Annotated in this window: 14 protein-coding genes and 2 pseudogenes; 9 read left to right on the top strand and 7 right to left on the bottom strand. The window is 65.1% G+C overall.

Translation table 11 applies throughout. The features are described 5' to 3' along the window. Window positions 1–75 precede the first annotated feature (75 nt). Window positions 76–978 (top strand): annotated as a pseudogene (locus AC6EUL_RS18600) (IS3 family transposase); the annotation flags it as partial. A gap of 170 nt (window positions 979–1,148) precedes the next feature. Here the strand turns inward: AC6EUL_RS18600 and AC6EUL_RS18605 are convergent. Beyond that, window positions 1,149–1,832, bottom strand: coding sequence for a class I SAM-dependent methyltransferase (locus AC6EUL_RS18605; RefSeq protein ID WP_499871874.1), 684 nt, complete (start codon window positions 1,830–1,832; stop codon window positions 1,149–1,151). Between the two features lie 1,503 nt (window positions 1,833–3,335). On the opposite strand from AC6EUL_RS18605, the gene AC6EUL_RS18610 reads away from it, so the two are divergent. The 7 genes and pseudogenes from AC6EUL_RS18610 to AC6EUL_RS18640 all read left to right on the top strand — a co-directional run bounded on the left by AC6EUL_RS18610 (window position 3,336) and on the right by AC6EUL_RS18640 (window position 10,459). Next, a complete protein-coding gene (locus AC6EUL_RS18610) occupies window positions 3,336–4,658 on the top strand; it encodes a polysaccharide pyruvyl transferase family protein (RefSeq protein ID WP_499871876.1) in 1,323 nt (440 codons plus the stop codon). 354 nt (window positions 4,659–5,012) lie between these two features. Further along, a pseudogene (locus AC6EUL_RS18615) lies at window positions 5,013–5,341 on the top strand (ATP-binding cassette domain-containing protein); the annotation flags it as partial. After that, window positions 5,333–5,611, top strand: coding sequence for an alpha/beta fold hydrolase (locus AC6EUL_RS18620; RefSeq protein ID WP_499871962.1), 279 nt, complete (start codon window positions 5,333–5,335; stop codon window positions 5,609–5,611). The pseudogene AC6EUL_RS18615 and the gene AC6EUL_RS18620, both read left to right, overlap by 9 nt. Window positions 5,612–5,828: 217 nt before the next feature. Continuing rightward, window positions 5,829–6,752 carry a DeoR/GlpR family DNA-binding transcription regulator gene (locus AC6EUL_RS18625; RefSeq protein ID WP_499871878.1) on the top strand — a complete coding sequence of 308 codons (924 nt, stop codon included), beginning with the start codon at window positions 5,829–5,831 and terminating at the stop codon, window positions 6,750–6,752. Beyond that, window positions 6,749–8,281, top strand: a complete 1,533-nt coding sequence (glpD, locus tag AC6EUL_RS18630) for a glycerol-3-phosphate dehydrogenase (protein ID WP_499871879.1) — start codon at window positions 6,749–6,751, stop codon at window positions 8,279–8,281. Before AC6EUL_RS18625 ends, glpD begins: the two co-directional genes overlap by 4 nt. An 84-nt stretch (window positions 8,282–8,365) precedes the next feature. After that, window positions 8,366–9,871, top strand: a complete 1,506-nt coding sequence (glpK, locus tag AC6EUL_RS18635; RefSeq protein WP_499871881.1) for a glycerol kinase GlpK — start codon at window positions 8,366–8,368, stop codon at window positions 9,869–9,871. A 312-nt stretch (window positions 9,872–10,183) separates the two neighbouring features. After that, window positions 10,184–10,459 carry a hypothetical protein gene (locus tag AC6EUL_RS18640; RefSeq protein WP_499871883.1) on the top strand — a complete coding sequence of 92 codons (276 nt, stop codon included), beginning with the start codon at window positions 10,184–10,186 and terminating at the stop codon, window positions 10,457–10,459. Window positions 10,460–10,483: 24 nt separating this feature from the next. Here AC6EUL_RS18640 and AC6EUL_RS18645 read toward each other — a convergent pair whose 3' ends face one another. From AC6EUL_RS18645 to AC6EUL_RS18655, 3 genes are read right to left on the bottom strand one after another with little or no spacing between them, the layout of a single operon-like run. After that, entirely contained in the window at window positions 10,484–12,256 is a 1,773-nt protein-coding gene (locus AC6EUL_RS18645) for a response regulator (RefSeq protein WP_499871886.1), read from the bottom strand. Continuing rightward, window positions 12,238–12,702 (bottom strand): response regulator, encoded by a 465-nt coding sequence (locus AC6EUL_RS18650; RefSeq protein WP_056213964.1) that lies wholly within the window; start codon window positions 12,700–12,702, stop codon window positions 12,238–12,240. Before AC6EUL_RS18650 ends, AC6EUL_RS18645 begins: the two co-directional genes overlap by 19 nt. 3 nt (window positions 12,703–12,705) lie before the next feature. Beyond that, on the bottom strand, window positions 12,706–15,039 hold the full coding sequence (locus AC6EUL_RS18655) for an ATP-binding protein (protein WP_499871889.1): 2,334 nt from the start codon (window positions 15,037–15,039) through the stop codon (window positions 12,706–12,708). Between the two features lie 268 nt (window positions 15,040–15,307). On the opposite strand from AC6EUL_RS18655, the gene AC6EUL_RS18660 reads away from it, so the two are divergent. Then, window positions 15,308–16,534, top strand: a complete 1,227-nt coding sequence (locus AC6EUL_RS18660; protein ID WP_056213959.1) for an acyl-CoA dehydrogenase family protein — start codon at window positions 15,308–15,310, stop codon at window positions 16,532–16,534. Window positions 16,535–16,550: 16 nt separating this feature from the next. On the opposite strand, the gene AC6EUL_RS18665 is transcribed toward AC6EUL_RS18660, so the two are convergent. The 3 genes from AC6EUL_RS18665 to AC6EUL_RS18675 all read right to left on the bottom strand — a co-directional run bounded on the left by AC6EUL_RS18665 (window position 16,551) and on the right by AC6EUL_RS18675 (window position 23,715). Next, the gene (locus AC6EUL_RS18665; protein ID WP_499871892.1) at window positions 16,551–18,977 is read right to left on the bottom strand and encodes an MASE4 domain-containing protein; all 2,427 of its coding nucleotides are present in this window, start codon (window positions 18,975–18,977) and stop codon (window positions 16,551–16,553) included. Between the two features lie 190 nt (window positions 18,978–19,167). Next, complete coding sequence (locus tag AC6EUL_RS18670; protein WP_499871894.1) at window positions 19,168–19,893, bottom strand: SDR family NAD(P)-dependent oxidoreductase; 726 nt, start codon at window positions 19,891–19,893, stop codon at window positions 19,168–19,170. A gap of 75 nt (window positions 19,894–19,968) precedes the next feature. Continuing rightward, window positions 19,969–23,715: a vitamin B12-dependent ribonucleotide reductase gene (locus AC6EUL_RS18675; RefSeq protein WP_499871895.1), complete on the bottom strand. Its 3,747-nt coding sequence runs from the start codon at window positions 23,713–23,715 to the stop codon at window positions 19,969–19,971. Window positions 23,716–24,094 lie beyond the last annotated feature (379 nt).

A 24,094-nucleotide genomic window follows, 5' to 3' on the forward strand; every position in this document is an offset into this window, starting at 1 on the left:
CCCGCTTCCGACGCGATCCCGATGCCTACCTCACCGCCCTCGAACGCCAAGCCCAACAGTTAGATTTGCCAGCCTAGTTTTTTTCGCCAACGAGGGAAGTCGATGAGGTTCCACCTCGTCGACGCGGCGAAAAAGGACTTCCCGGTCGCGCGCCTGTGCAAAATTCTCGACGTCAGTCCGAGCGGCTATTTTGCCTGGAAGAGTCGTCCAGCCTCGACGCGGCAGCGCGAGGATCTCGTGCTGCTCGTCCATGTCCGGTCCGCCTTCATGCTCTCGCACGAGACCTACGGAAGCCCGCGCATGACCCACGAACTGCGCGAGCAGGGCTTGGCGGCCGGCCGGCGGCGCGTGGCCCGGCTGATGCGGGAGAACGGGCTCAAGGCCCGCCGGCCGCGCCGCTTCCAACGCACGACGGACAGCGGCCACGCCTTCCCGATCGCGCCCAACCACCTCGACCAGGACTTCACGGCACCCGGACCGGATCGGAAGTAGGGCGCGGACATTTCCTACATCTGGACGCGGGAGGGCTGGCTGTATCTGGCGGTGGTTCTCGACCTGTACTCCCGACGCGTCGTGGGTTGGGCGGCGGGCGACCGTCTTCACAAGGAACTCGCGCTGACCGCGCTGCGACGCGCCCTTGTCGTCCGGCAGCCGCTGTCAGGTTTGATGCACCACTCCGACCGCGGCAGTCGGTATTGTGCAAATGAGTACCAGGCGGAACTACGAGGAAATGGCGTCGTGATCTCGATGTCCGGAAAGGGCAACTGCTGTGACAACGCGATGGTCGTGACGTTCTTCGAGACGCTGAAGAGCGAGCTGGTCTGGCGCACCGCGTTCCAGACACGATTCGAAGCCATCGACGCGCTGGCCCGTTACATTGACGGCTTCTACAATCCCCGTTGCCGTCACTCGGCGCTCGGCTTCACCAGCCCCATCCTGTTCGAAAGGAGCATCACCCACCAAACCGCTCTCCATTAAATCGAAGCAAGTCTACTCGTTGCGTTGGTCGATCCGGTGGACTGTCGCGCATAGGCCCACACGAGCGCGGTCTGGTTGATCCGCGCCCGGTGGGAGGTGGGGTGGCGGGAATGCCCGATCCCCGCTCATTCGCAATCATCTGCCCCGCCCGGCATTTGCTGCGCGTTCTACTACTTATCTGCAGAAAAGAAGATCCAGTGAGGGTGGGAGTCGCCCGGCCCAGTGGGCCGGATGTTATATCTGAAATTGAGGAAGCCAATCTGTCTCAGATCGCTTTCGACATAATCTGTGTTCTCGACCATCGTATCAAAGCCGCTATTTGTTGAAATAGCGTCGTAGTTGTTTTCGAAATAGCTGCCTTTGCCTTGGGAAAAGCCAAAGCCCATTTGAATTGATACCTTTCCGCCCTTTCTAAGGGCTCGATACATGTCGCGCAATATCGAGAAGCGCACCTCATGCACGCAGATATGCTGCATAGCTATTGTCGAAAAGATCAGATCATAGGTATTGTCTTGGGCGGCTCCTAGGTTATTACCCGTCGTTACATAAAGATTTGGGATCGCAATGCCGTGAAATGCAAAATTTGCTTTCGCGTTATCGAGGTTCGCTTGTGCGATGTCGGCACCATCAATTCGTCTGAAAAGATGATTGTACTTGATAATGTTTCTTCCGGGACCGCAGGCGAAATCTAGGGCAACCTTAGTTTTCCAGGTCTCGTCGATGAATCCCATCATGTATTTATCGTAGTCTGGCCATCTGTTATGTTCGTCGTAGCTGCCAACAACATTATCGATTTTATTAGTAGAATCATAGTTAGAAACTGATGCCGCATTTTCATACCAGCTCTTCTGCATGCTGGTGTATTTCTCGGTCCCATTGTGCATATGGCGGCTCCTGAGACTGAAATGGTATCAGCGATTTGCGCACGAAAACGTGCCGACACCCATTGGTAGGCCAGATAATATGGAATGACAATTATCGCGCCCAAAAAGTTGCTAAGACGCGCGAGGCGGTCGCAGACGACGATTATGGATCAGCTCGGAAGTCGGCATCCGTCGTACGCTGCGCATTCGTTTCCAGGCATCGCGCCCAAGCAGCATTCACCCGATCTGCGGTTGCTTGCTTCGTCGCTCCGTATCCGCTGAGGAGACATCCGACAGCTGCCGGCGAAGCCGGGATCCCGTGAGTTTCGCAGAACCACGCGGGCCCGATGGCGATCTCGATGAAAGGGATCCGGCGGGAGGGGACGCTATCGTCCTTGGCCACGTCGTCGCGCCGCACGTCGCCGCGCTCAGGTCATGTGCGGGCCCAAACGATGTTACGGTCTCTCCAGCCGGGCGAGCAGGACCGCGGTGCACAGCGCTCCTCGCTGAGGCGTCTCATTAACATGACAGTCTTTTAGAACCAATGCAGTGAAGCTATTGGCCGATACAGCACCAAAAATATAAAGGATTTAGCGATTTCCGATTCTGAACACCCCAATGTTCGGCTTCTCCGATCCTGCGCCAACCACTGTAACAACCAAAATTGGAAAGTAGACCCTTCGCCTTGATGAGTTCGCCTGTCGTCGGGTGAGAAGCAGCCAAGTTGTAGCAATCGCATGCGGTCCGGCCACGTCACCGCACGAACACCCACAGTGGCACCGCGCCGCTGGGCCGGCCAAGAACGTTGGAGTAGAAAGTCGTGTTGACGAACCGGATGTGAGTCTCGGTGATCCCCGGCCCGCACTCGTGGACAAGCACCCTGGCGCCGCAGAAGTCGGGGCGGTTACTGCCAACCGCAATACAGACGCTGAAGATATAGAGCGTGCTCTAGCCGAGGGCGACAGCCCCATCCGCCCAGCGATCTGCAAAGTCGATGCATGCTTCGTACGCGCCTCTCAAAATTGCAGCATGAAACGCCTGGGCACGGGACAACGCTAGATCGGAGGTCGAGGAAACGCTTGCGCCCGAGCTTCGGGTCGGCGGGCACGAGCTTGGGCTTCGGTGAAGCTGACATGGGGTTCGACGGTTATTGCGGGCCGGACGGGATAAGGGAACGGGAGGAGGGGAGGGGAAGGGGGGCGGATAGGACCGGAAGCGCTTATCCCCCGACGCCTCTCAACGAGGCGCCGTCGTGGTGGTCGAGCCCCTGGGTGCTTGGCCTTGATACCCTCCCAGGCCACCGGAGCAGGCATGCATCGCCCCTTCCTTGCGCTTTAACCAGGGCATTCTGTGCGAGCTCGAGCGACCACCGCATCATACCCAGGTGGGCTTGAGTCATTCCTCTAAATCTGCAATTTTTACTTGAATAGGACCGTTCGCCTCAATGGTCCGTTTTCGTAAAATTGCCCCGCAAGATAGGCTAGACCCGATATAATGCCAAAATCTCTTAAAAAGTTGACCATCTTGATTCTGGGTGGAGCAGGATTTTACAATTCTGGCGATGAGGCATTACTTAGGGCGTGTGTTCAGGTGTGCCGAGATTACGCCCCAACAGCTCGATTGATCCTGGCGGCCAACAACATTGAAATTGCAAGGGAAACACTCGCTGGATATGAGTTGTCTTTTGTCCCATCACCAAGATTAGCGTTTTTCCGCTCTGACGAACATTACGGTAAGGGAGATGATGTTTTTAAAAGTAGATGGTCTATCCTCAGAGATGAATTGGTAATTCCTCCCGCTGAAGAGGCGCGGCAAGCTCTTGTGGAGTCGCCTCATTTGGATTTCATTGATCGAACACAAGCACTAGATTTTTGGGACGCGCTCCTTCTCGCTGATGTCGTCGTTCTGCATGGCGGCGGTGTTCTCACGTCCGCAACGCGATCGCGCCTTTGGGAACACGCGCTAACCGTCGAGTTGGCACGCCGGCTAGGTAAGCGTGTTTTGCTGCGAAGCCATCAACTTGGGCCATTTACAGACGAAAACGATCGTGCCCGCATTCGCACAATATTGCAGTACGCCTGCTACGTCAGCACTCGCGACTATTTACAGAGCTCTCAAGAAGTAAAGCTGTACGGAAATCAAAGTAAGATTATTGATCAGGTCGACGATGCTGTAATTCTTAGGATGGACCAAGCGCCGGGACCAGTGCTAGCTCGATACAACCTGACACCAGGCGCTTTCATCTGTGTTGGTTACCGCGACAATCCGAGTGTGGGCGTCGGGCAAAACATGATGAAGCGTACGGCAAAAATCGTACATCGCGCTCACGAGATCTTCGGACTTCCCATTGCATTACTGCCGCAAGTGCCATTCGATATAGAAGCTTTGAACTGCCTTGCAAGTAACTTAAAAGTTCCTTGTCAGGTAGTAATTCCAGAAGATCCTTTCCGAGATCCAATACTAATTGCCTCGCAAGCTCGATTGATGATAGCTTGCCCACATCATAGCCTTATTTTTGCTCTACGAGGTGGAGTACCTATTTTATCTCCGGTTTCAGGAGAATATTATTATTTTAAAAATAAAGGTAGCATGAGATTTTTTGGTCTCGAAGAATTTGTTTTTGACGTCGAAGATGCCGATTATTTGGAAACATCTAATGAGAAGCTTGTATCCATATTGGTCGAGGGCGATCATCTTCGGCATCGGATTGCGTTCCGACTTAACGAACTACGAGCACAGGCATCCATCAATGATCTGACTTTTGCCCGCCGCTTGCTTGGTGAGGACGCGGTTTCTGTGTTTCCGGCTCTTTTGTAAAGTTGCGGCCTTTTAACCCTCGTTGTGAACTTTGGTTACTCCGGTGGGCAGGCGAATTGACATTCACTCGAGCAGGATACGACCAGACACCTCGAAGAACCGCATCATCAAAGGGGCTGGTCGATGATTCGCCGACGTCGGCAGCTTTGGCCTGATTGCACTGGCGTTCTGGCCGCCTGACAATCATTGGGAACGGGCCTCGGAGGCCCGTCCCGAGCCACTTTCAGGCGGCAACCGGCTTGGCTTCGATCCAGAGGAATCGCTCGAGGTTGTCGGCGAGGTTGCCCAAACCAAGGCGCAAGCCTTGGCCACATGATCCAAACCAAATCGCCTTTGGAAGACCCGGCGCGGTTCAATCGCGCCTTCGCGCGGGCCGTGGACTACTTGCCTCAGGCGCCGCGCCTCACGGTGCGCGAGCTCGTCGCGATGGGCCGGTATCCCTCTGGCACGGCGCCTTGGGCCGCGTCGCAGCTTCCGATCGCTGGATCATCGCCAGGGCGATGGCCCTCACCGATCCGGAGACCTTCGCTGACCGCCTCGTCGACCGCCTTTCGGGCGGCGAGCGCCAGAGGGTCTGGCTCGCCATGTGGGTGGCGCAGGATGCCGGCTGTTTCCTCCTCGACGCGCCGATCTCGGCCCTGGACGTGGCGCATCAGGTTGTGGTGCTGGACCTGATGCGACGCCGGAACGAACGGCACAGGTCCGAGGTCTTCATCCGTCAGAAAGCCGTCGAACGAAGGGACGGGAGCGAGATCTTGCGCCGTTTCATTAGACCGCTGCTCGTCATATGCGGAGACAGCGATGCCGTGACACCGCCGATGGTCCATCGGAAATTGTCCGGCTTGAATCCGGCTGCGCGCCTCGTGATCGTGCCAAAGGCCGGGCACATGGCCCCGATCGAGCAGCCTGAGGCGGTTTTGCACGCTCTGAGGATGTGGCTCCTCGAAGCATGAAGCCGTAGCGTTCCCCCGGAGCATGCAGCCATCGTCGAGATGTCGAGCGCGCGCCCGAAGGTCGCTGCCCTGGGCGACGGACCGCTGATGAACGAAGCCGCAGCAAGTAATTATGGCAGACCGTCGAAGCCATCGTATTCCGTTTCCAAAAACAGCGCGCCAACCTCGAACGTCTCCCGAAGCGGATGATCAGCGTGCGGAAACGACCGTGGTCTGCATGATGCATCCGCCTGAACGGAGCGGCTTCGAACGCAAGGCGATCGATCGCAGCGAAGCGCGGGCGGTCGATACCCGCGCTGCCGCGATCGTCGCGATGGTACGCCAACCCGGCTTCGTGACCATCGAGGTCCTGGCGAGCCACTTCGGCGTGACCGTCCAGACGATCCGACGCGACTTCAACGAACTCAGCGGAGAAGGGCGCCTGGAGCGATCCCGTGGGGGAGGCGGACTCCCATCGAGCATCGAGACTATCGACTATGCCGACCGCCGGACCACACTCCTGCCGGAGAAGACGCGGATCGGTCGCTTGGCGGCGACCCACATCCCGTCGCATGGCTCGGTTTTCCTCGACGTCGGCACGACGACAGTGGCCATGGCGCGTAAGCTCGTGGACCACGACAATTTCAGCATCATCACCAACAACCTTAACGTCGCCCTCGGCGTGGCGGCGTCGACCGCCTTTCGCATCGTCGTGGCGAGATGCACCATGCGCAACCGCGACGGTGCCGTCCTTGGGCAACTCACCTGCGATCCGCTCAGCCAGTTCAGGGTCGACCCGGCAGTGATCGGAATCAGCGGTATCGACACCGACCGAGCGATTCTCGACTACGACTACGAGGAGGTACGGGCGACCCAGACCATCCTCCTGCACGCCCGACGGACCTTCCTGGTGGCCGATCACACCAAGTTCACGCGCCGGCCGATGGTCGAGGTGGGACGCCTTGCGCAGATCGACGCGCTCTTCACGGACCGGCCGCCGCCGCCAGAAATCGTCGCCCTGATGGAACGGCACGGGGTGAAGCTCGCATTGACCGGATCGGGAGGCGTCTCGCGAAGCCCTGATTTTCGCTTGCGACTATTCCTCGACAAAGGGAAATCCTCCTGGCGTCGGCATACGACGAGACCTGGAGGAGACTCATGACGTCAGGAGGGATCCGTCGGGCCGAGGGAGCCCCCTACGATCTGCTCGTCATCGGCGGAGGCATCAACGGCACGGGGATCGCTCGCGACGCGGCCGGACGAGGCCTCTCGGTCCTGCTCTGCGAGCGTGGGGACCTCGCCGAATTCACTTCGTCATCGAGCACGAAGCTGATCCATGGCGGCCTGCGCTACCTGGAATATTACGAGTTCCGCCTGGTGCGCGAGGCGCTCGCCGAGAGGGAACGCCTGCTACGTCTGGCACCGCACATCATCTGGCCGCTCCGCTTCGTGCTCCCGCACGACGATGGACTCCGCCCGGCCTGGATGCTGCGGATCGGCCTCTTCCTCTACGATCATCTCGCGCGCCTGCGCACGCTCCCGCGCTCGGAGATGGTTCGCTTGCGAGCATCGCCGATGGGCGCGCCTCTACAGGTTCGGCTCTCGAAGGGCTTCGTCTATTCGGATTGCTGGGTGGAGGACAGTCGGCTCGTCGTCCTCAACGCGATGGATGCCAGGTCGCGGGGCGCCGAAATCCGAACACGGACCGGCGTCGAATCGGCCCGCCGCATCGATGGGTCCTGGACCGCAACCCTCCGCGACGTCGGCACCGGGCAGTCCGAGACCGTTCGCGCGAAGGCCGTCATCAATGCGGCCGGACCTTGGGTGAGCGAGACGCTGGGCACCACCCTCGGGATCAACAGCCGCGCGGCAGTCCGCCTGATCAAGGGCAGCCACATCGTCGTGCCAAGGCTCTACGAAGGCGACCAGGCCTATATCCTGCAGCAGCCCGACAAGCGCATCATCTTCGCGATTCCGTACGAGCACGACTTCACCCTGATCGGTACCACCGACGTGCCTTACGAGAACGAGCCCGGCCCGGCGACGATCTCGGCGGAGGAGACGCGCTATCTCTGCGATTGCATCAACCGCTCCTTCGCCCGGTCGATCGACCCGAAGGATGTGGTCTGGAGCTACTCCGGGGTGCGCCCGCTCTACGATGACGCGGCAGCCGATGCCTCGGCGGTCACCCGAGACTACGTGCTCGACCTCGAGGATGGCGGTGGGCGGGCTCCAGCACTCTCGGTCTTCGGCGGCAAGATCACGACCTACCGTCGCCTCGCCGAGCACGCGATAGAGAAGATCGCGCCACATTTCCCGGGGCTCAAGAAAGCCTGGACCGGCACTGCAGTCCTGCCCGGCGGCGCGATGCCGGCGGCGAATTTCGAAACATTTCTGGAGCAGTTCCGCCGAGAGGCTCCTTTCCTCCCGTCCGAGACCGCGCGGCGCCTCGCCCGAGCCTATGGGACCGAAGCGCGGACGATCGTGAAGGGCGCCCGCAACCTCGCGGATCTCGGCGACGCCTTCGACGGCGGCCTGACGGCTGTCGAGGTCGACTATCTCGTTCGCGCCGAATGGGTGCGGACCGCCGAGGACATCCTTTGGCGCCGCTCGAAGCTCGGCCTGCGCACGAGTCCGAAAAGTGCCGCGCGCCTCGCCGCCTATATCGCGCGGAAGGCCGAAGCCGCCTGACGCCAACGCCTTCCGAAACGCCAAAGCCGGCACGAAGACCGGCCCGGACATCTTCGACGCCGCTCCCAAGGGAGGAAGACGACCATGTCTCAGTATGTCGGCGCCATCGACCAGGGCACCACCAGCAGCCGCTTCATCGTCTTCGATCGCGAAGGGCACATCACCGCCTGCAGGCAGCGGGAACATGCGCAGATCTATCCGCGGCCCGGCCACGTCGAGCACGATCCGATAGAGATCTGGCGCAATACGCAGGCCGTCATGCAGGATGCCCTCGACGGGGCCGGACTGACGCCGAAGGACCTGCTCTCGATCGGCATCACGAACCAGCGTGAGACTACGCTGATCTGGGACCGGCGCACGGGTACTCCGCTTCACAATGCGCTGGTCTGGCAGGATACCCGCAACGATCGCCTCGTGACCGAGTTTGCTCGCCACGGCGGCCGCGATCGCTTCCGGGCGCTCACAGGCCTGCCCCTGGCGAGCTACTTCTCGGGCTTGAAACTGCGCTGGCTCCTCGACCATGTCGACGGCGCGCGCGAGAAGGCGGAAGCTGGCGACGTCCTATTCGGAAATATCGACAGCTGGCTCGTCTGGAATCTCACCGGCGGCCCGGGCGGCGGCCTCCATGTCACCGACGTGACCAATGCCAGCCGCACCCAGCTCATGTCCCTCGAGACCCTGGCCTGGGACGATGGCATGCTTGCCGTGTTCGGAATTCCCCGCGCGATGCTGCCGGGGATCGTCTCGTCGTCCCAAGTCTACGGAGAGACACGCCTGCCCTTCGCCGGGGTGCCGATCGCCGGGATCCTTGGAGACCAGCAGGCGGCCCTGTTCGGCCAGACCTGCTTTCGGCCGGGCGAAGCGAAGAACACCTACGGCACCGGCTGTTTCGCCTTGATGAACACCGGCGAGACGCCGGTGCCCTCGACCTGTGGCCTCGTGACGACGCTGGGCTACAAGCTCGACGGCAAGCCAGCGGTCTACGCGTTGGAAGGTTCCATAGCCATCACGGGCGCGCTGGTGCAGTGGCTGCGCGACAACCTGCACATGATCCAGGACAGCGCCGAAGTCGAGCGCCTGGCCACCACCGTGGAAGACAATGGCGGTGTCTACTTCGTGCCCGCCTTCTCTGGGCTCTACGCGCCGCACTGGAACGAAGGTGCCCGCGGCCTGATCATCGGCCTGACCCGCTATGCCAATCGCGGCCACATCGCCCGGGCCTGCTTGGAGGCTACGGCGTTCCAGACCCACGAGGTCCTGGAGGCGATGGAGAAGGATTCCGGCATCCCGGTGCGGGAGTTGCGCTCGGACGGCGGCATGGTCGCCAACGTGACCCTGATGCAGTTCCAGGCCGATATCCTCGACGTTCCTGTCGTGCGGCCGAAGGTGACGGAGACCACAGCGCTGGGAGCCGCCTACGCTGCGGGCCTCGCGACCGGATACTGGAAGAGCACGGACGACCTCGTGCGCAACTGGGGAATCGACCGGCGCTGGGAGCCAAATATGGACGCGACGCAGCGCCGGCGCATCACCGCGGACTGGGGCCGGGCGGTGAAGCGCGCCTTCGACTGGGACAGGCAGGACGACTGACGTTCACCCCGGCATCGACCACCCCGGAAACACAAGACGACGTCGGCGGACATGCCATGACGTCGCCACTCCTGGGGGAGCTTCTCGGCACGATGGTGCTGATCATCCTCGGCAAAGGGGTTGTGGCCGGGGCCCTCCTTGCGCGGCTCGGAGGCGGAAGGCGCAGGCTGAATCGCGACCACCGCTGGCTGGGCCTTCGCCGTCCTGGCTGGGCCTTCGCCGTCCTGGCCGGGATCTTCGTCGCCGCTGCGACGGGCAAACCCGACGCGCACACCGACCCCGCGGTCACGATCGCGGCGGCGATCGCCTCCGGTGCTCACGAACGTCCGCAATGGGGCCGCCTGCGTCGTCACGGCCCTGAGCGGGGTGGACCCTGTCATCTTCGAAGCACGGGGTCGGCGGCCCGATGCAGCGGTCGCCGCCGATGTACCGCGCGTCATCCGTTCGGATTTCTCCCTCGACTTGCCGGGGCACGCAGGGCCTGCGGACATGGCCGTCGGACAAGGCCGATCGACGCTTGCCGACAACGATCGTCATGGCTGGATGCGGTGGATCGATCTCCGATCAACCCTCTCGGCCGTCGAATGAGAGCTTGGCCGATCCGCAACAAGCTCAGGCGGTGTGGCGCTGGCCGACGACGAGGCGCAAGCCTGCCGGGCCGACGGACGCCTCGGCGAGGATGGCGGTGGCCTTGCGCGCCAGTTCTCCGCGCTGGAACGGCTTCTGGACGATGCGCTCGGCCCCGACCTCGCCCGCCTGCATCAGCGCCGCGGTGTCGGCGTATCCGGTGACGAACATCACGGGAAGATGCGGCCAGCGAAGGCGGATCTGGCACGCGGCCTCGGCCCCGTTCATGCCCGGCATGGCGAAGTCCAGAACGATCAGGTCGACACAGGCGTCGGATTCGAGAGCGGAGAGAGCGGCAAGGCCAGAGCCCGCCTCGCGGATGCGATAGCCGTTCTCGGACAGGATCGAGGTGGTGATCTCGCGCACCGCACTATCGTCGTCCACCACGAGGACCACCGGCCGATCGCCCGCCCGACGCTGCTCGGCGCAGTCGGCAACAGGCCGGAATGCCTCGCGGGCCGGGGAGGTGGCCTCCGCCCGCGGAAGGTAGATCCGCACCGAGGTGCCTTCGCCCACGCATGTGTCGATGCGAACACCGCCGCCGGACTGCTTCACGAAGCCATAGACTTGTGCGAGGCCGAGGCCAGACCCCTTATCGACCGCCTTCGTGGTGAAGAACGGCTCGAACACACGGGCCAGGACCTCGGGCGCAATCCCGGTACCGGTGTCGCTCACCGCGAGCATCACGTACTCGCCGGGCACCGGCTCTTCCGCACGGGCAGGGGTCCGCGTCAGGGTGACGTTCGCGGTCTCGATGGTGAGGCAACCCCCCACGGCCATGGCGTCGCGCGCGTTGATCGCGAGGTTCAGGATCACGAGCTCGATCTGCGTCGCATCGACAAGGGCTGACCAGAGATCGGATTGCAGCGTCATCTCGATGCGCACCGCACCGCCGATCGAGCTCTGCAGGAGATCGCGCATGGACGAGACGGTCTGGTTCAGCTCCACCGGCGTCGGCTCCAGGCGCTGACGACGGGAGAAGGCGAGGAGTTGCGCCGTCAGGCGTGCTCCGCGGTCGGCGGCACCACGCATCATCTGAAGGCGGCGCTGCGACCGCTCGTCGGGGATGGCACGCTCCAGGAACTCGATGTTGCCGGAGATCACCGTCAGCAGATTGTTGAAATCATGGGCGACGCCGCTGGTGAGTTGGCCGACGGCTTCCAGGCGCTGCGCCTGGCGGAGAGCCTCCTCGACCCGCTCGCGCTCGGCAATCTGGCGGTGCAGCTCGGCATTGGCGGCAGCGAGGTCGCTCGTGCGCGTTTTCACACGGGCCTCCAGGGTCGCGTTGAGGTCCCGCAGATCCTGGACTGCGCGCTCGCGCTCGGCATGGGCGCGCGCCTCGGCGAGGGCGCGCAGGATGGTCCGGGGCAGGCGGTCGAGGCGCTGCTTGGTCACGTAGTCGGTGGCACCCCGCTTCAGGGCTTCCACCGCGACATCCTCGCCGAGGGTGCCCGAGACGAAGACGAAGGGCGTACCCGGACAATGGGTGCGAGCGATCGCCAGGGCGCTGAGGCCGTCGAAGGTCGGCAGAACGTAGTCGGCGAGGATGAGGTGATGCCCGCAGGACGCAGCTGCAGCGGTGAAGTCCGGCGCGGTCATCACCCGGTCGATCGTATACGGACGCCCGAGATCGTCGAGCACCGCACCGAGGAGTTCCGTATCGAGGTCGCTGTCTTCGAGAAGGAGGATTCTCAGGAGTGCCGGACCGACATCATCCTGCGTCGCCTGATCGGGCTGAGTCACGTGTTCGATGGCCAACCTCCTCCCCGATGCGGGGGCGGCTCGTTCAGGACCGCCCAGAATACGCCGAGATCCTGGATCGCCTCGAAGAATTCCGTGAACCCAACGGGCTTGACCACGAAAGCGTTCACGCCGAGGTCGTAGGACCGCACGAGGTCGGTCTCCTCCCGCGAGGAGGTCAGCATCACGACCGGAATCGCGCGGGTCCGGACATCGCCCTTGACCTGCGCGAGGACCTCCAGGCCGTCGACCTTGGGCAGCTTGAGGTCGAGGAGGACGACGGCCGGGTCGCGCGTATCCCGGCCCGCGAAGTCGCCGCGGCGATAGAGGAAGTCGAGTGCCTCCGCACCGTCGCGACAAATCACGATCTCATTGGCGAGTTGGCTCTTCTCCAGGGCGGCAAGGGTGAGTTCGATGTCGTTCGGATTGTCCTCGACGAGGAGGATCGGCTTCAGATCGGGCATGGATCAGCGCGCTTCCCTGGGGTTCCGCGACGATCGGGCTCGGTTCGCGGCATTCGGATTGGGCACCGCCCTCGGTGTCGGCAGCGTGAAGTAGAAGGTTGCGCCGTGTCCCACGGCTCCTTCGGCCCAGGTGCGACCGCCATGGCGCTCGACGATGCGCCGCACATTCGCAAGTCCGATGCCGGTTCCCTCGAATTCCTCCACCCGGTGCAGGCGCTGGAACACCCCGAACAGCTTGTCGACATAGGCCATGTCGAACCCGACGCCGTTGTCGCGCACGAAGAAGACGGCCTGCTCCGCTCCGTCGTCCTCCTGTCCGGTGTCGGGGCTCCGACCATCGAGACGACCGATCTCGATCGCCGCATCCGGCCGACCACGGGTGTACTTGACGGCGTTCGAGAGCAGATTTTCGATGACGAGGCGCAGCATCACCGGATCGGCGTTGACCCGTCCGAGCTGTCCGATGGTCCAGTGGATCGTCCGCTCCGAGGAGACGTCACGAAGCACAGAGCGACGGACCTCCTCGACCAGCGCGTTGAGATCGCCGGCGACCGGGTTCAGGGCGTTGCGGCCCATCTGCGAGAAGCGCAGCAGGTTGTCGACCAGAGTACCCGCCGAGAAGGCCGCCTCGATGATCGTGTTGATGTAGTGCCGCCCCTTCTCGGATAAGAGGCTGCCTTCGCGCGATCGCAACAGCTCCGAGTACCCGACGATATGCCGGAAGGGCGCGCGGAGGTCGTGGCTGACCGAGTAGGAGAAGGCTTCCAGTTCCTTGTTGGAGCGCTGCAATTCCTCGCTCAGGGAGGCGAGCTCCTCCGCCCGCCGCAGAACGATCCCGAGCACGGAGGCCCTCAGGTCCTTCACCGATTCGATCTCAGCCCGCATCCAGGGGAGGGCGCGGTTCTGCAATGTCTCCTTCCAGATGGCGAAGGATTGCCGAGGGTGCAATCGTTCGAGGCCGCCGGCCGGATCGGGCACGGCGGCCTTGGTCGGGTCGCCGCCCCACTTCACAGTGCGCACCACCTCGGGTCGGAACCAGAGCACATAGCTGGCATATTTCTGCGAGATCGAGATCGCCAAGAGGCCGCTCGCCCGTTCGGCGAAGGCGCGTGCCGGCGGATAGACTTCACTCAGCGCATCCGTGGCGACGAGGTCGGCACCGCCGGGCCCGCTGGAGAGCCATTGGTAGATTGCCCGCACTTCGGATTCCCGCGGCGTCGCGCCGAGGAGCCGGCAGGTGTCCGAGGTGATCACGGCCGCGCCTGATGCTCCGGCGAGGGCCAGGACGTCGTCGGAATGCTTCAGCAAGCCGTCGAGGAAGTTTTCCTCTTCCGCCATGAAGCCGAGGAGCCGCGACTGGATCGCCCCCAGGCGCAGGCGCTGTTCGGTCTCCGCGCCACGCTCCTTGGCCGCGAGCTGAAGCGCGAAGATGCGGGTGAGGAAGTCGCAGGCGTTGCGGGCCTGGAGCGGCACGCGGCGGGGCTCGGCATTGTGGCAGGAAATTAGGCCCCAGAGGACGCCGTCGACCAGGATCGACACCGACATCGACGCCATCGTGCCCATGTTGCGCATGTACTCGACATGCACCGGCGAAACGCTGCGCAGAATCGACTGGCTGAGGTCGAGGGGCTCCGCGTCCTCGCCGGCCTCCCGCAGGATGGGGACCGGCCGGTACCCGGCATCGGGGATGATCCGCAGGCGGTTGCGCCGGTAAAGCTCCCGGGCCTGGGCGGGGATGTCGGACGCGGGAAAGCGGAGGTCGAGGTAGGAGGGCAAGGCGCCGTTGCCATCCTCGGCGATGACGGTGCCGTGCCAGTCCCGGTCGAACCGATAGACGAGGGTACGGTCGAAGCCGGTGATATGGCGGATGTCGACGGCCACGAGGTGACACAGCGCGGCGACGGAGGCGGCGTCGTGCAGACCCTCCACGAAGCGGCTCAGGCGCGGGTAGAGCGCGTCGAGGCTGTGGTCGGATGCGAAGACGCTCGCGACCGCTTCGAATTCCAGAATGATGAGCCCGGCCGAGCGATGGATCGCGAGGTCGTAGGCGAGGGGCCCCTCGGGGGTGGCCAGGGTCACGGTGCGCAGGTACTGGGCGCCGTCGCGCTCGGATTCCGCCGCTCCCTCCAGCAGGAGGCCGGCGAGTTCCGGAAAGACCGCATCGCAGGGTTGGCCGAGGCAGGCCTCGACACCCCCGGGGACGTTGGCACTCGCCTGGACGATTCGGCCGTCCGTCGCCCGGAGGGCGAGGAGGAAGCCGTGCGGCTGGAGCGTCCCGAGGCGGTGGATCGGCTCACGGTCGCAGACGGTCAGAGCTTCGGCGGGCGACAAGCCCATGTCCAACCCCCGCGAATCCACCGTCAAAGCCTCCGCTCCCCCCGACCGTCCCCGTCATGCGCGTCCTCTCGCGTTTGGTTACGCGGATCGCGCGGGCGGCGCAACGCGACCCGGCGCGCGGCAGCCACAACAGACCGCGAGAACTCCCGTACCCCGTCGCGCCCGCCAGCCCCGCAATCTCCGGTCGACATCCCTGCGGGCCGCTCTAGCTTCCGAAGAGGATCGACTCCGTCCAACGCGGCGGGATCGACGACAAGGGGGGGACGACATGGCGAAGCGCGAGCGCATGGAACCGACGCCGCCAGAGCTCCTGAGCCCCTGGCGGACCGAGGCGCGGGCCAGACTGCAGGCCGAGGCACGCGATTTCGCCCGGGACGTCGTGATGCCGCTCGCCGACGCGCTCGATCCGCAGAAGGCGGAGATGCCGCGAAGCCTCATCGATCAAATGGCCGCCAAGGGCTGGTTCGGCATCACGATCCCGGCCGAGCAGGGCGGCCTCGGCCACGGCGTGTTCGAGTACTGCCTCGTCTCCGAGGAACTCGCCCGGGCCTGGCTCTCGGTGGGCAGCATCCTGGCGCGGGGCCAGGGTCTCGGCACCCAGACCCTCGATCCAGAGCGGCGAAAGGCCCTTCTGGAGAAGTCGGCGAAGGGACAGTGGATCGGCGGCATCGCCCTCTCGGAGCCCACCGCCGGCTCGGACCTCGCCGGCGTGCAGACCCGGGCGGTACGCGAGGGCGACACCTGGGTGTTGACTGGAACCAAGCGCTGGGCGGGCTTCGCCAAGGCCGCGGACTTCGTCGAGGTCTTGGCCCGGACCCGCGATCCCGAGCCAGGCGAGCCACGCTCGGCGGGGCTCGAACCCTTCCTCGTCGTGAAGGAGCCCGGCACCTTTCCGCCCGGCATGACCGGCCGAGTCATCGACAAGATCGGCTATCACGGCTTCCTCACCTTCGAACTGGACCTCGACGGCGTGCGGGTGCCGGAGACCGATCGCCTCACCGGGCTCTACGGCGACCAGGGCGCCGACGCGGATTCCGGGGGCTTCGCTTCGGTCCAGCGGGGGCTCAACATCGCACGGGTGCACACGGCGGCCCGCGCGGTCGGCGTGGCCCGGGCGGCCCTGGAGGATTGCCAGGCCTACCTGCAGGAGCGCGAGCAGTTCGGGCACCCGATCGGCGACTTCCAGGCCCTGCGCTTCGCCCTGGCCGACATGGCGGCCGACGTCGCGCAGGCGCGCGCCTTCTGGAACCAGGTGGCCCACCTGCTCGATGCCGGCGAGCCGGCCGAGAGCGAGTCGGCGATGGTCAAGCTCGTCGCCACGGAAATGGCGGTGCGGGTCACCAACCAGGCGATGCAGCTCCATGGCGGGAACGGCTACACCACCGAACGCCGCGTGGAGCGCTACTGGCGCGACGCGCGCCTGACGACGATCTTCGAGGGAACGAGCGAGATCCAGCGCCGGATCATCAGCGACCGGATGCTGCCGAAGCCCTGACGCACCGGTACCGACGTCAGCGTCCGACCATCACCAGACGCAGCTTGTCGGCGAGATCCTCGCGCCGGTAGGGCTTGCTGAGGAGCGGCAGGTCGACGGGAACGCCCTGCTCGCCGAGGGCCGAGCCGGTATAGCCCGAGGCGAGCAGCACCCGCAGACCGGGACGCAGGGACCGAGCGTGGGTCGCGAGCTCGACGCCGTTCATCCCGCCGGGCATGACCACGTCGGAGAACAGGATGTCGATGCGCTCCGGTCCCTTGAGGCGTTCCAGCGCCTCGGCCGCATGGGTGGCGGTGAGGGTCCGGTAGCCGAGTTCCGACAGGCTCTCCACCGCCATCTCCAGCACGGCGGCCTCGTCCTCGACCACCAGGACGACCTCGCCCTCCGCGGCCCGACGCAGGGGCAGGAGCCCGTCCGTCCGGGCGGCCTGCACGACCGGCTCGGCCGAGCGCGGCAGGTCGATGGTGATGCTGGTGCCCTGGCCCGGCACGCTCGCGACCCGGACCTGCCCGCCGCCCTGGCGCGCGAAGCCGTAGACCTGGCTGAGACCGAGCCCGGTGCCTTTCCCGACATCCTTGGTGGTGAAGAACGGCTCGAAGGCTCGGGCGGCCGTGGCCGCATCCATGCCGAGGCCGGTATCCGTGACCGTGACGCGGACGTAATCGCCGAGGGACAGATCGGGCCAGGCCGCCCGGCGCTCCGGGGTGAGGGACAGGTTCTCGGTCCGGATCGTCAGGGTGCCGCCACTCGGCATGGCGTCGCGGGCATTCACCGCGAGGTTCAGGATGGCGCTCTCGAACTGTCCGGGATCGAGGCGGACGGGATCGAGGGCCGCGTCGAGGTCGAGGACGATGTCGACGGTCTCGCCGACCGCGCGCTGCAGCAGGCCCTGGAAGTCCTTGATGAGGTGGTTGGGATTGACGGTCTCGGGTCGCAGGACCTGCCGGCGCGAGAACGACAGGAGCTTCTCGGTGACCTCGGCTCCGCGCCGGGCCGCCGTCATCGCCGAGGTCGCCAGCCGTTCGACCCGCTGGGCGTTGTCGGGCCGGCGCACGATCATGTCGAGGTTTCCGACGATGACCGTGAGGAGGTTGTTGAAGTCGTGGGCGACACCACCCGTGAGCTGGCCGATCGCCTCCATCTTCTGCGCCTGGCTGAGGCGCTGCTCGGCCTCGTGCCGATCGGTGGTGTCGATGACCACGCCGGCCATGCTGGCGGGGGTTCCATCCGGGTCCCGATAGAGCCGGCCGCGCACGTCGATCCAGCGCTCGGCACCGTCCCCGGCCCGGGTGATGCGACACTGGAAACAGAGGGTGTTCTCCACCTGCGCCCGCGCCATGGCGGCTTCCGCCAGCGCCCGGTCGTCAACGACCACATGCCCCAGGAAGTCGGCGAGGCCCCAGCGCGGAAGCAGGCTGTCGTAGCCGAAGATGCGGTCGTGCCGCAGCGTGCGAACGGAGGCCCCGGTCCGGAGGTCGAGGGTCCAGTTGCCCATATCCGCGGCCTCGAGGGCGATCGCGACGTTGTCGCGGGCAATCTCGAGCTCGGCCCGCTGGCGCTCGCTCTGGACGGCGGCCGCCTCCGCGGCGCCGTAGAGGACGTCGACCTCGCGCAGGTAGATGGCCAGGACGACGATGCCGGCCGCCAGGGCCTCCAGCCGCCCGGCGAACCAGCCCACCGTACCTCGAGCGGCGCCCGGCAGAGTGATGAGGTTGTCGAAGACGAGGAGCAGCAGCGAAACCGCGAGCCAGAGCTGCAGCACGGTGCGCAGGCGCGTGCGCCAGCACAGGGTCGCAAGGGCCGCCACCGTGAGGAGCACCACGGCCGGACCGACTCCCGACGTGGTCAGCAGCCAGTAATTGTCGCCCTCGACGCTGCGGGGCAGATAGTCGACGTAGGCAACGACGATCCAGCTCAGCCCACCGGCGGCGGCTGCGACGGCCAGGGCGGTGAGGCCGCCGACGGCCCCGACCCGGGCGTGCGGCACGAGGCGCGGGCGCCGGTCGCCCTCCATGATCGCGTAGGGCAGGGCGAAGAGCGGCGGCCCCACATGCCATAGGGTCCAGAGCCAGGTCGTGGTGCCCGGCCCCGAGCCGATAATCCGTCCCGGTCCGAACAGGCCCGGGAAGCTGAGGAGTTGAACCGCGACGATGAGTGTCGTGAACAGGCTGCCGGCGGCGAGAACCAGCAGCGGCACCGACCGGGTGCGCCGGTATTGCGCGAAGAAAAGGCAGGTTGTGACCGCGTAGACCGTGATCAGCGCGGCTTGGTAGCTCGGGACGAATCCCGGCATCGCGCCCATCGGCTCCGCCACGATGGGCAGGAGGGCGAGCGTCAGAAGCCCGAAGGCGGCGGCGACCGCAACCGCGAATCGCCTTTGCGAGGGGGTCGTCCCGGCATCCGCCAAGGTCGAGAGGCCTGGAGGGCCAGCGCAGTCCGGCACGATGTTGCTCCCGGCCGCGCGCCGACGGCGGATCGCCCGGCCGACAGGACCTGCTTCGGTCTAGCACCATCCTCGCCGGGGCGACATCGTTCGTCCGACATCGGACCTTCCTGCCTCGTCCGTATGGTTCGCGCCGTTGCCGGGGAGCGACATCGGTCCTTCCGGTCCCCATGCGGGGCCCGGAACCGGATCAGGCGGGAACGCGGCGTCCATCCCAGGCAAAGACCCCGCCCGTATCCTCCGGCCCGAGCCCCTCGATCACCCGCAGCAGGTGCGCCGCGCTCGTCTCGGGGGTGAACAGACCGGGGGTGTTGGGGTCCGGTCGGAAGGGTTCGGACAGGGCCGTGGTCACGGTGCCGGGATGCAGGCCCGCCACGATCGCATCGGGGTGGGTGCGGCGTGCCTCGATCGCAAGGGTGCGCAGGATCTGATTCAGGGCCGCCTTCGACGCGCGGTAGGCGTACCAGCCACCGAGACGATTGTCGGAGATCGAGCCGACCCGCGCCGACAGCGCGGCGAAGACGCTGCGCCCGGCGCGCGGCATCAGCGGCAGGAAGTGCTTGGCCGCCAGGGCCGGACCGATCGCGTTCACCGCGAAGACCGCGGCCATGGCCGCCGGATCCAGGGTCCGGATCGCCTTCTCGGGCGCGACGCCGGACCCGTGGAGGAGCCCCGCAGCGACGACGACAAGGCCCACCGGACCGTGACGCCCGACGCGCTCGGCCGCGATACGGACGGACGCCTCATCGGTCAGGTCGATCGGTCCCACCGCCACGGGCCCAGCCTCGACGGTCCCCGACCGCGAGAGGGCGAAGACCGATCCGTAGGTCCCCCGGCCCACGAGGCCGGCGACGAGGGCCCGGCCGATCCCGCCGGAGGCGCCGATCACCACGGCGCTGGGCGGCGAGGCAGGCATGGATGGGTTCCGTTCCCGTCACGCGAAACGGCCGCGCGATGGGGATCGCGCGGCCGTTCCGAAGGTTCCCGAGACTTACGAGCAGCCGGTCGTCGAGCCGCAGGTGTCGCACTTCAGGCAGGTGCCGTTCCGGACGAGCGTGAAGTTCGCGCATTCCGGGCAGGCTTCGCCGACGTAGCCCTTCATCTTCGCCTCGGCGCGGCGATCGGAGACCGTGCGCTCGGGCTTGATCGGGTCGGACTTGGCGAAGGGCAAGGCGTTGACCAGGGCCTCGGCCTGGCCGGCCTGGACCGGCTCGGCCTTCAAAGCCGTGGCACCGCGCAGCGCATGGACCACGCCGCCGGCGGGGGTGGTCTGGCCAGCGCTTGCCGCGCCGACACCGACGGTGCCGCCGGCGGGTCCGCCCTGGATCAGGGTGAGCCGGTCGGCCGAGCCACGCAGGAGGCCGCGGGAGACGACGCTGGAGGCGGTGGCTTCCGTCCGGCCGGGCTCGCGGGTGGTGTCGGTCTCGCCGCCGCCGATCACCGTGCCTCCGATCTCGGACGGGTTGACGTGGGCCAGATCCGCGCGGCCGAGGTAGGACACGGCGAGCTCGCGGAAGACGTAGTCGAGGAGCGAAGTCGCGTTCTTGATCGCGTCGTTGCCTTGCACGAAGCCCGCGGGTTCGAAGCGGGTGAAAGTGAAGGCCTCGACGTATTCCTCCAGCGGCACGCCGTACTGGAGCCCAAGCGAGATCGCGATAGCGAAGTTGTTCATCAGGCTGCGGAAGGTGGCGCCTTCCTTGTGCATGTCGATGAAGATCTCGCCGAGGCGACCGTCATCGTACTCGCCGGTCCGCAGGTAGACCTTGTGCCCGCCCACGACCGCCTTCTGGGTGTAGCCCTTCCGACGATGGGGCATCTTCTCGCGGGAGCGGATGCGCTCGACGCGCTCGATCACCCGCTCGACGATCTTCTCCGCGACCTGCGCGGCCTTGGCGGCGGCCGGGGCCGCGATCAGCGCCTCGACCAAGTCCTCGGCGTCGTCGTCCTCGTCGGCGATCAGGGCCGAGTTCAGGGGCTGCGAGAGCTTCGAGCCGTCGCGGTAGAGGGCGTTGGCCTTGAGGGCCAGGGTCCAGGACAGCTTGTAAGCGTTCTTGCAATCCTCGACCGTCGCGTCGTTGGGCATGTTGATGGTCTTGGAGATGGCGCCCGAGATGAAGGGCTGCGCCGCCGCCATCATGCGGATGTGGCTCTCCACCGAGAGGTAGCGCTTGCCGATGCGGCCGCACGGGTTGGCGCAATCGAACACCGCGTAGTGTTCCGGCTTGAGGAAGGGCGCACCCTCCAGGGTCATCGCACCGCAGATGTGGGTGTTGGCCGCTTCGATGTCCTTCTTCGAATAGCCCAGGAAGGGCAGGATCTCGAAGGTCGGATCGGCAAGCTTCTCGGCCGGAACCTTGAGCACGTCCTTCAGGAAGTCGTCGCCCAGGGTCCAGCGGTTGAACACGAACTTGATGTCGAAGGCCGACTTCAGGCCCGCCTCCACCGCCGCGAGCTTGTCGTCGGTGAAGCCCTTGGCGCGGAGCGACCCGGGGTTGATCGCCGGCGCCTGGCCCATCGAACCGTGGCCGACCGCGTAGGCCTCGATCTCGGCGATCTCGGATTCCCGGTAGCCGAGGGTGCGCAGGGCATCCGGCACCGCGCGGTTGATGATCTTGAAGTAGCCGCCGCCAGCGAGCTTCTTGAACTTCACCAGGGCGAAGTCCGGCTCGATGCCGGTGGTGTCGCAATCCATCACGAGGCCGATTGTGCCGGTGGGCGCGATGACGGTCGCCTGAGCGTTGCGGTAGCCGTGCTCCTCGCCCAGCGCCAGGGCGCGGTCCCAGGCGTGCTTCGCCCGCTCGGCGATGTCGGTTTGGGGCACGTTGGCCAGATCGAGGGGCACCGGGGCGATCGAAAGGAACTCGTAGCCCTCCGCGTCGCCGTGGGCGGCGCGACGGTGGTTGCGGATCACCTTGAGCATGGCATCCGCGTTCTCCTCGTAGGCCGGGAAGGCCCCGAGTTCGCCGGCCATCTCGGCGGAGGTGGCGTAGGCCACGCCGGTCATGATCGCCGTGAGGGCGCCGGCCAGCGCACGACCCTTCTCGGAGTCGTAGGGCAGGCCCATGCTCATCAGCAGGCCGCCGATATTGGCGTAGCCCAGACCGAGGGTGCGGTAGCGGTACGAGAGCTCTGCGATCTCCTTCGAGGGGAACTGCGCCATCATCACCGAGATCTCGAGCACGACCGTCCAGAGGCGGTTGAGATGCTCGAAGGTCGCGACGTCGAAGTGGTTCGTGGCGCGGTCGTACATCGTCAGCAGGTTGGCCGAGGCCAGGTTGCAGGCGGTGTCGTCGAGGAACATGTATTCGGAGCACGGATTCGACGCCCGGATCCGGCCGCCCGCCGGGCAGGTGTGCCAGTCGTTCATCGTCGTGTTGAAGTGCAGGCCCGGATCGGCCGAGGCCCAGGCGGCCTCACCGATCTTTTCCCAAAGGTCGCGGGCCTTCACGGTTTTCGTGGTCTTGCCGGTGGTGCGGGCGGTGAGGTTCCAGTCGGCATCGGACTCGACCGCGCGCAGGAAGTCGTCGGTGAGAGAGACCGAGTTGTTGGAGTTCTGGCCGGCGACGGTGAGGTAGGCTTCCGAATCCCAGTCGGTGTCGTAGACGGGGAAGTCGATCTTGGTGAAGCCCTGGCGGGCGAACTGGATCACGCGCTTCGTGTAGGAATCCGGTACCGCGTCCTTGCGGGCGGCCTTGACGGCCTTCTTCAGGACGGGATTGCGCTCGGGGTCGAAGCAGGCATCGCCCTCGGCCTCGCACTGGGTGCAGGCCTTCATCACCGCGCTCAGGTGCTTGGAGACGATCTTGGAGCCTGTGACGAGGGCAGCGACCTTCTGCTCCTCCTTCACCTTCCAGTCGATGTACTGCTCGATATCCGGATGGTCGATGTCGACGATGACCATCTTGGCCGCGCGCCGGGTGGTGCCACCCGACTTGATCGCACCCGCGGCCCGGTCGCCGATCTTGAGGAAGGACATCAGGCCGGAGGACTTGCCGCCGCCGCCGAGCTTCTCGTTCTCGCCGCGCAGCAGCGAGAAGTTCGAGCCGGTGCCCGAGCCGTACTTGAACAGGCGCGCCTCGCGGACCCAGAGGTCCATGATGCCGCCCTCGTTGACGAGGTCGTCCTGCACGCCCTGGATGAAGCAGGCATGCGGCTGCGGGTGCTCGTAGGACGAGGCGGACTTCGTCAGTTCACCGGTGCGGTAATCGACGTAGTAGTGCCCCTGCGCCGGGCCATCGATGCCGTAGGCCCAGTGGAGGCCGGTATTGAACCATTGCGGCGAGTTCGGCGCCACCATCTGGCGGGCGAGCATGAAGCGCAGCTCGTCGAGGAAGGCCGAGGCGTCCGCCTCGGACGTGAAGTAACCGCCCTTCCAGCCCCAGTAGGTCCAGCAGCCGGCGAGACGGTCGAAGACCTGCGTCGACGAGATCTCGGAAACGTAGCGCTCGGCCTCGGGCAGCTCGGCCAGCGCGACGAGATCCGGCTCCGAACGCCACAGGAACGACGGCACGTCGTTCTCCTCGACCTTCTTCAGGGACGCCGGTACGCCGGCCTTGCGGAAGTACTTCTGTGCGAGGACGTCGCTGGCCACCTGGGACCAGCTCTCCGGCACCTCGATCCCGTCGAGGCGGAAGACCGTGGAACCGTCCGGGTTCCGGATCTCGCTCAGGGTCTTGCGAAAGGGAATCGTCGCGTAAGGGGATTGTCCGGCCGTGGTATGGCGCCGTTCGAACCGCATGGAACCTGTCTCCCGAGCCGCCTGAAGAAGTGCGGCGCCGTGTCGAAGAATGATGAAGCCAAGCGTCCGCGAACGCCGCGAAGCGCCGGAATGGGTCTCGAAAATTCGGTGGTCCGCCGGTGACGCGACAGCCTCGGCGACGATCCGAAGGTATGCCAGCCCGGGGCCTCACGTCAATAACTAGTGTGCCGACTGCCTGTTCCGAGCTACATGTAGTGGGTGACGTCTTATTCCTGTGGATATCGCGACCCGATCCGTAAGTGCCCTTTTCGCTTGATGGATTCGGAGGCGAAAAATTTTCCACCCACAGGTGGTGCCACCCTCGCCGGTGGTGCCCGCAGGGTTAACGGCGCCGGGTGTGAGATTTCCGCCGCATCGG

This window comes from Methylobacterium sp. 001424705 (assembly GCF_059816145.1).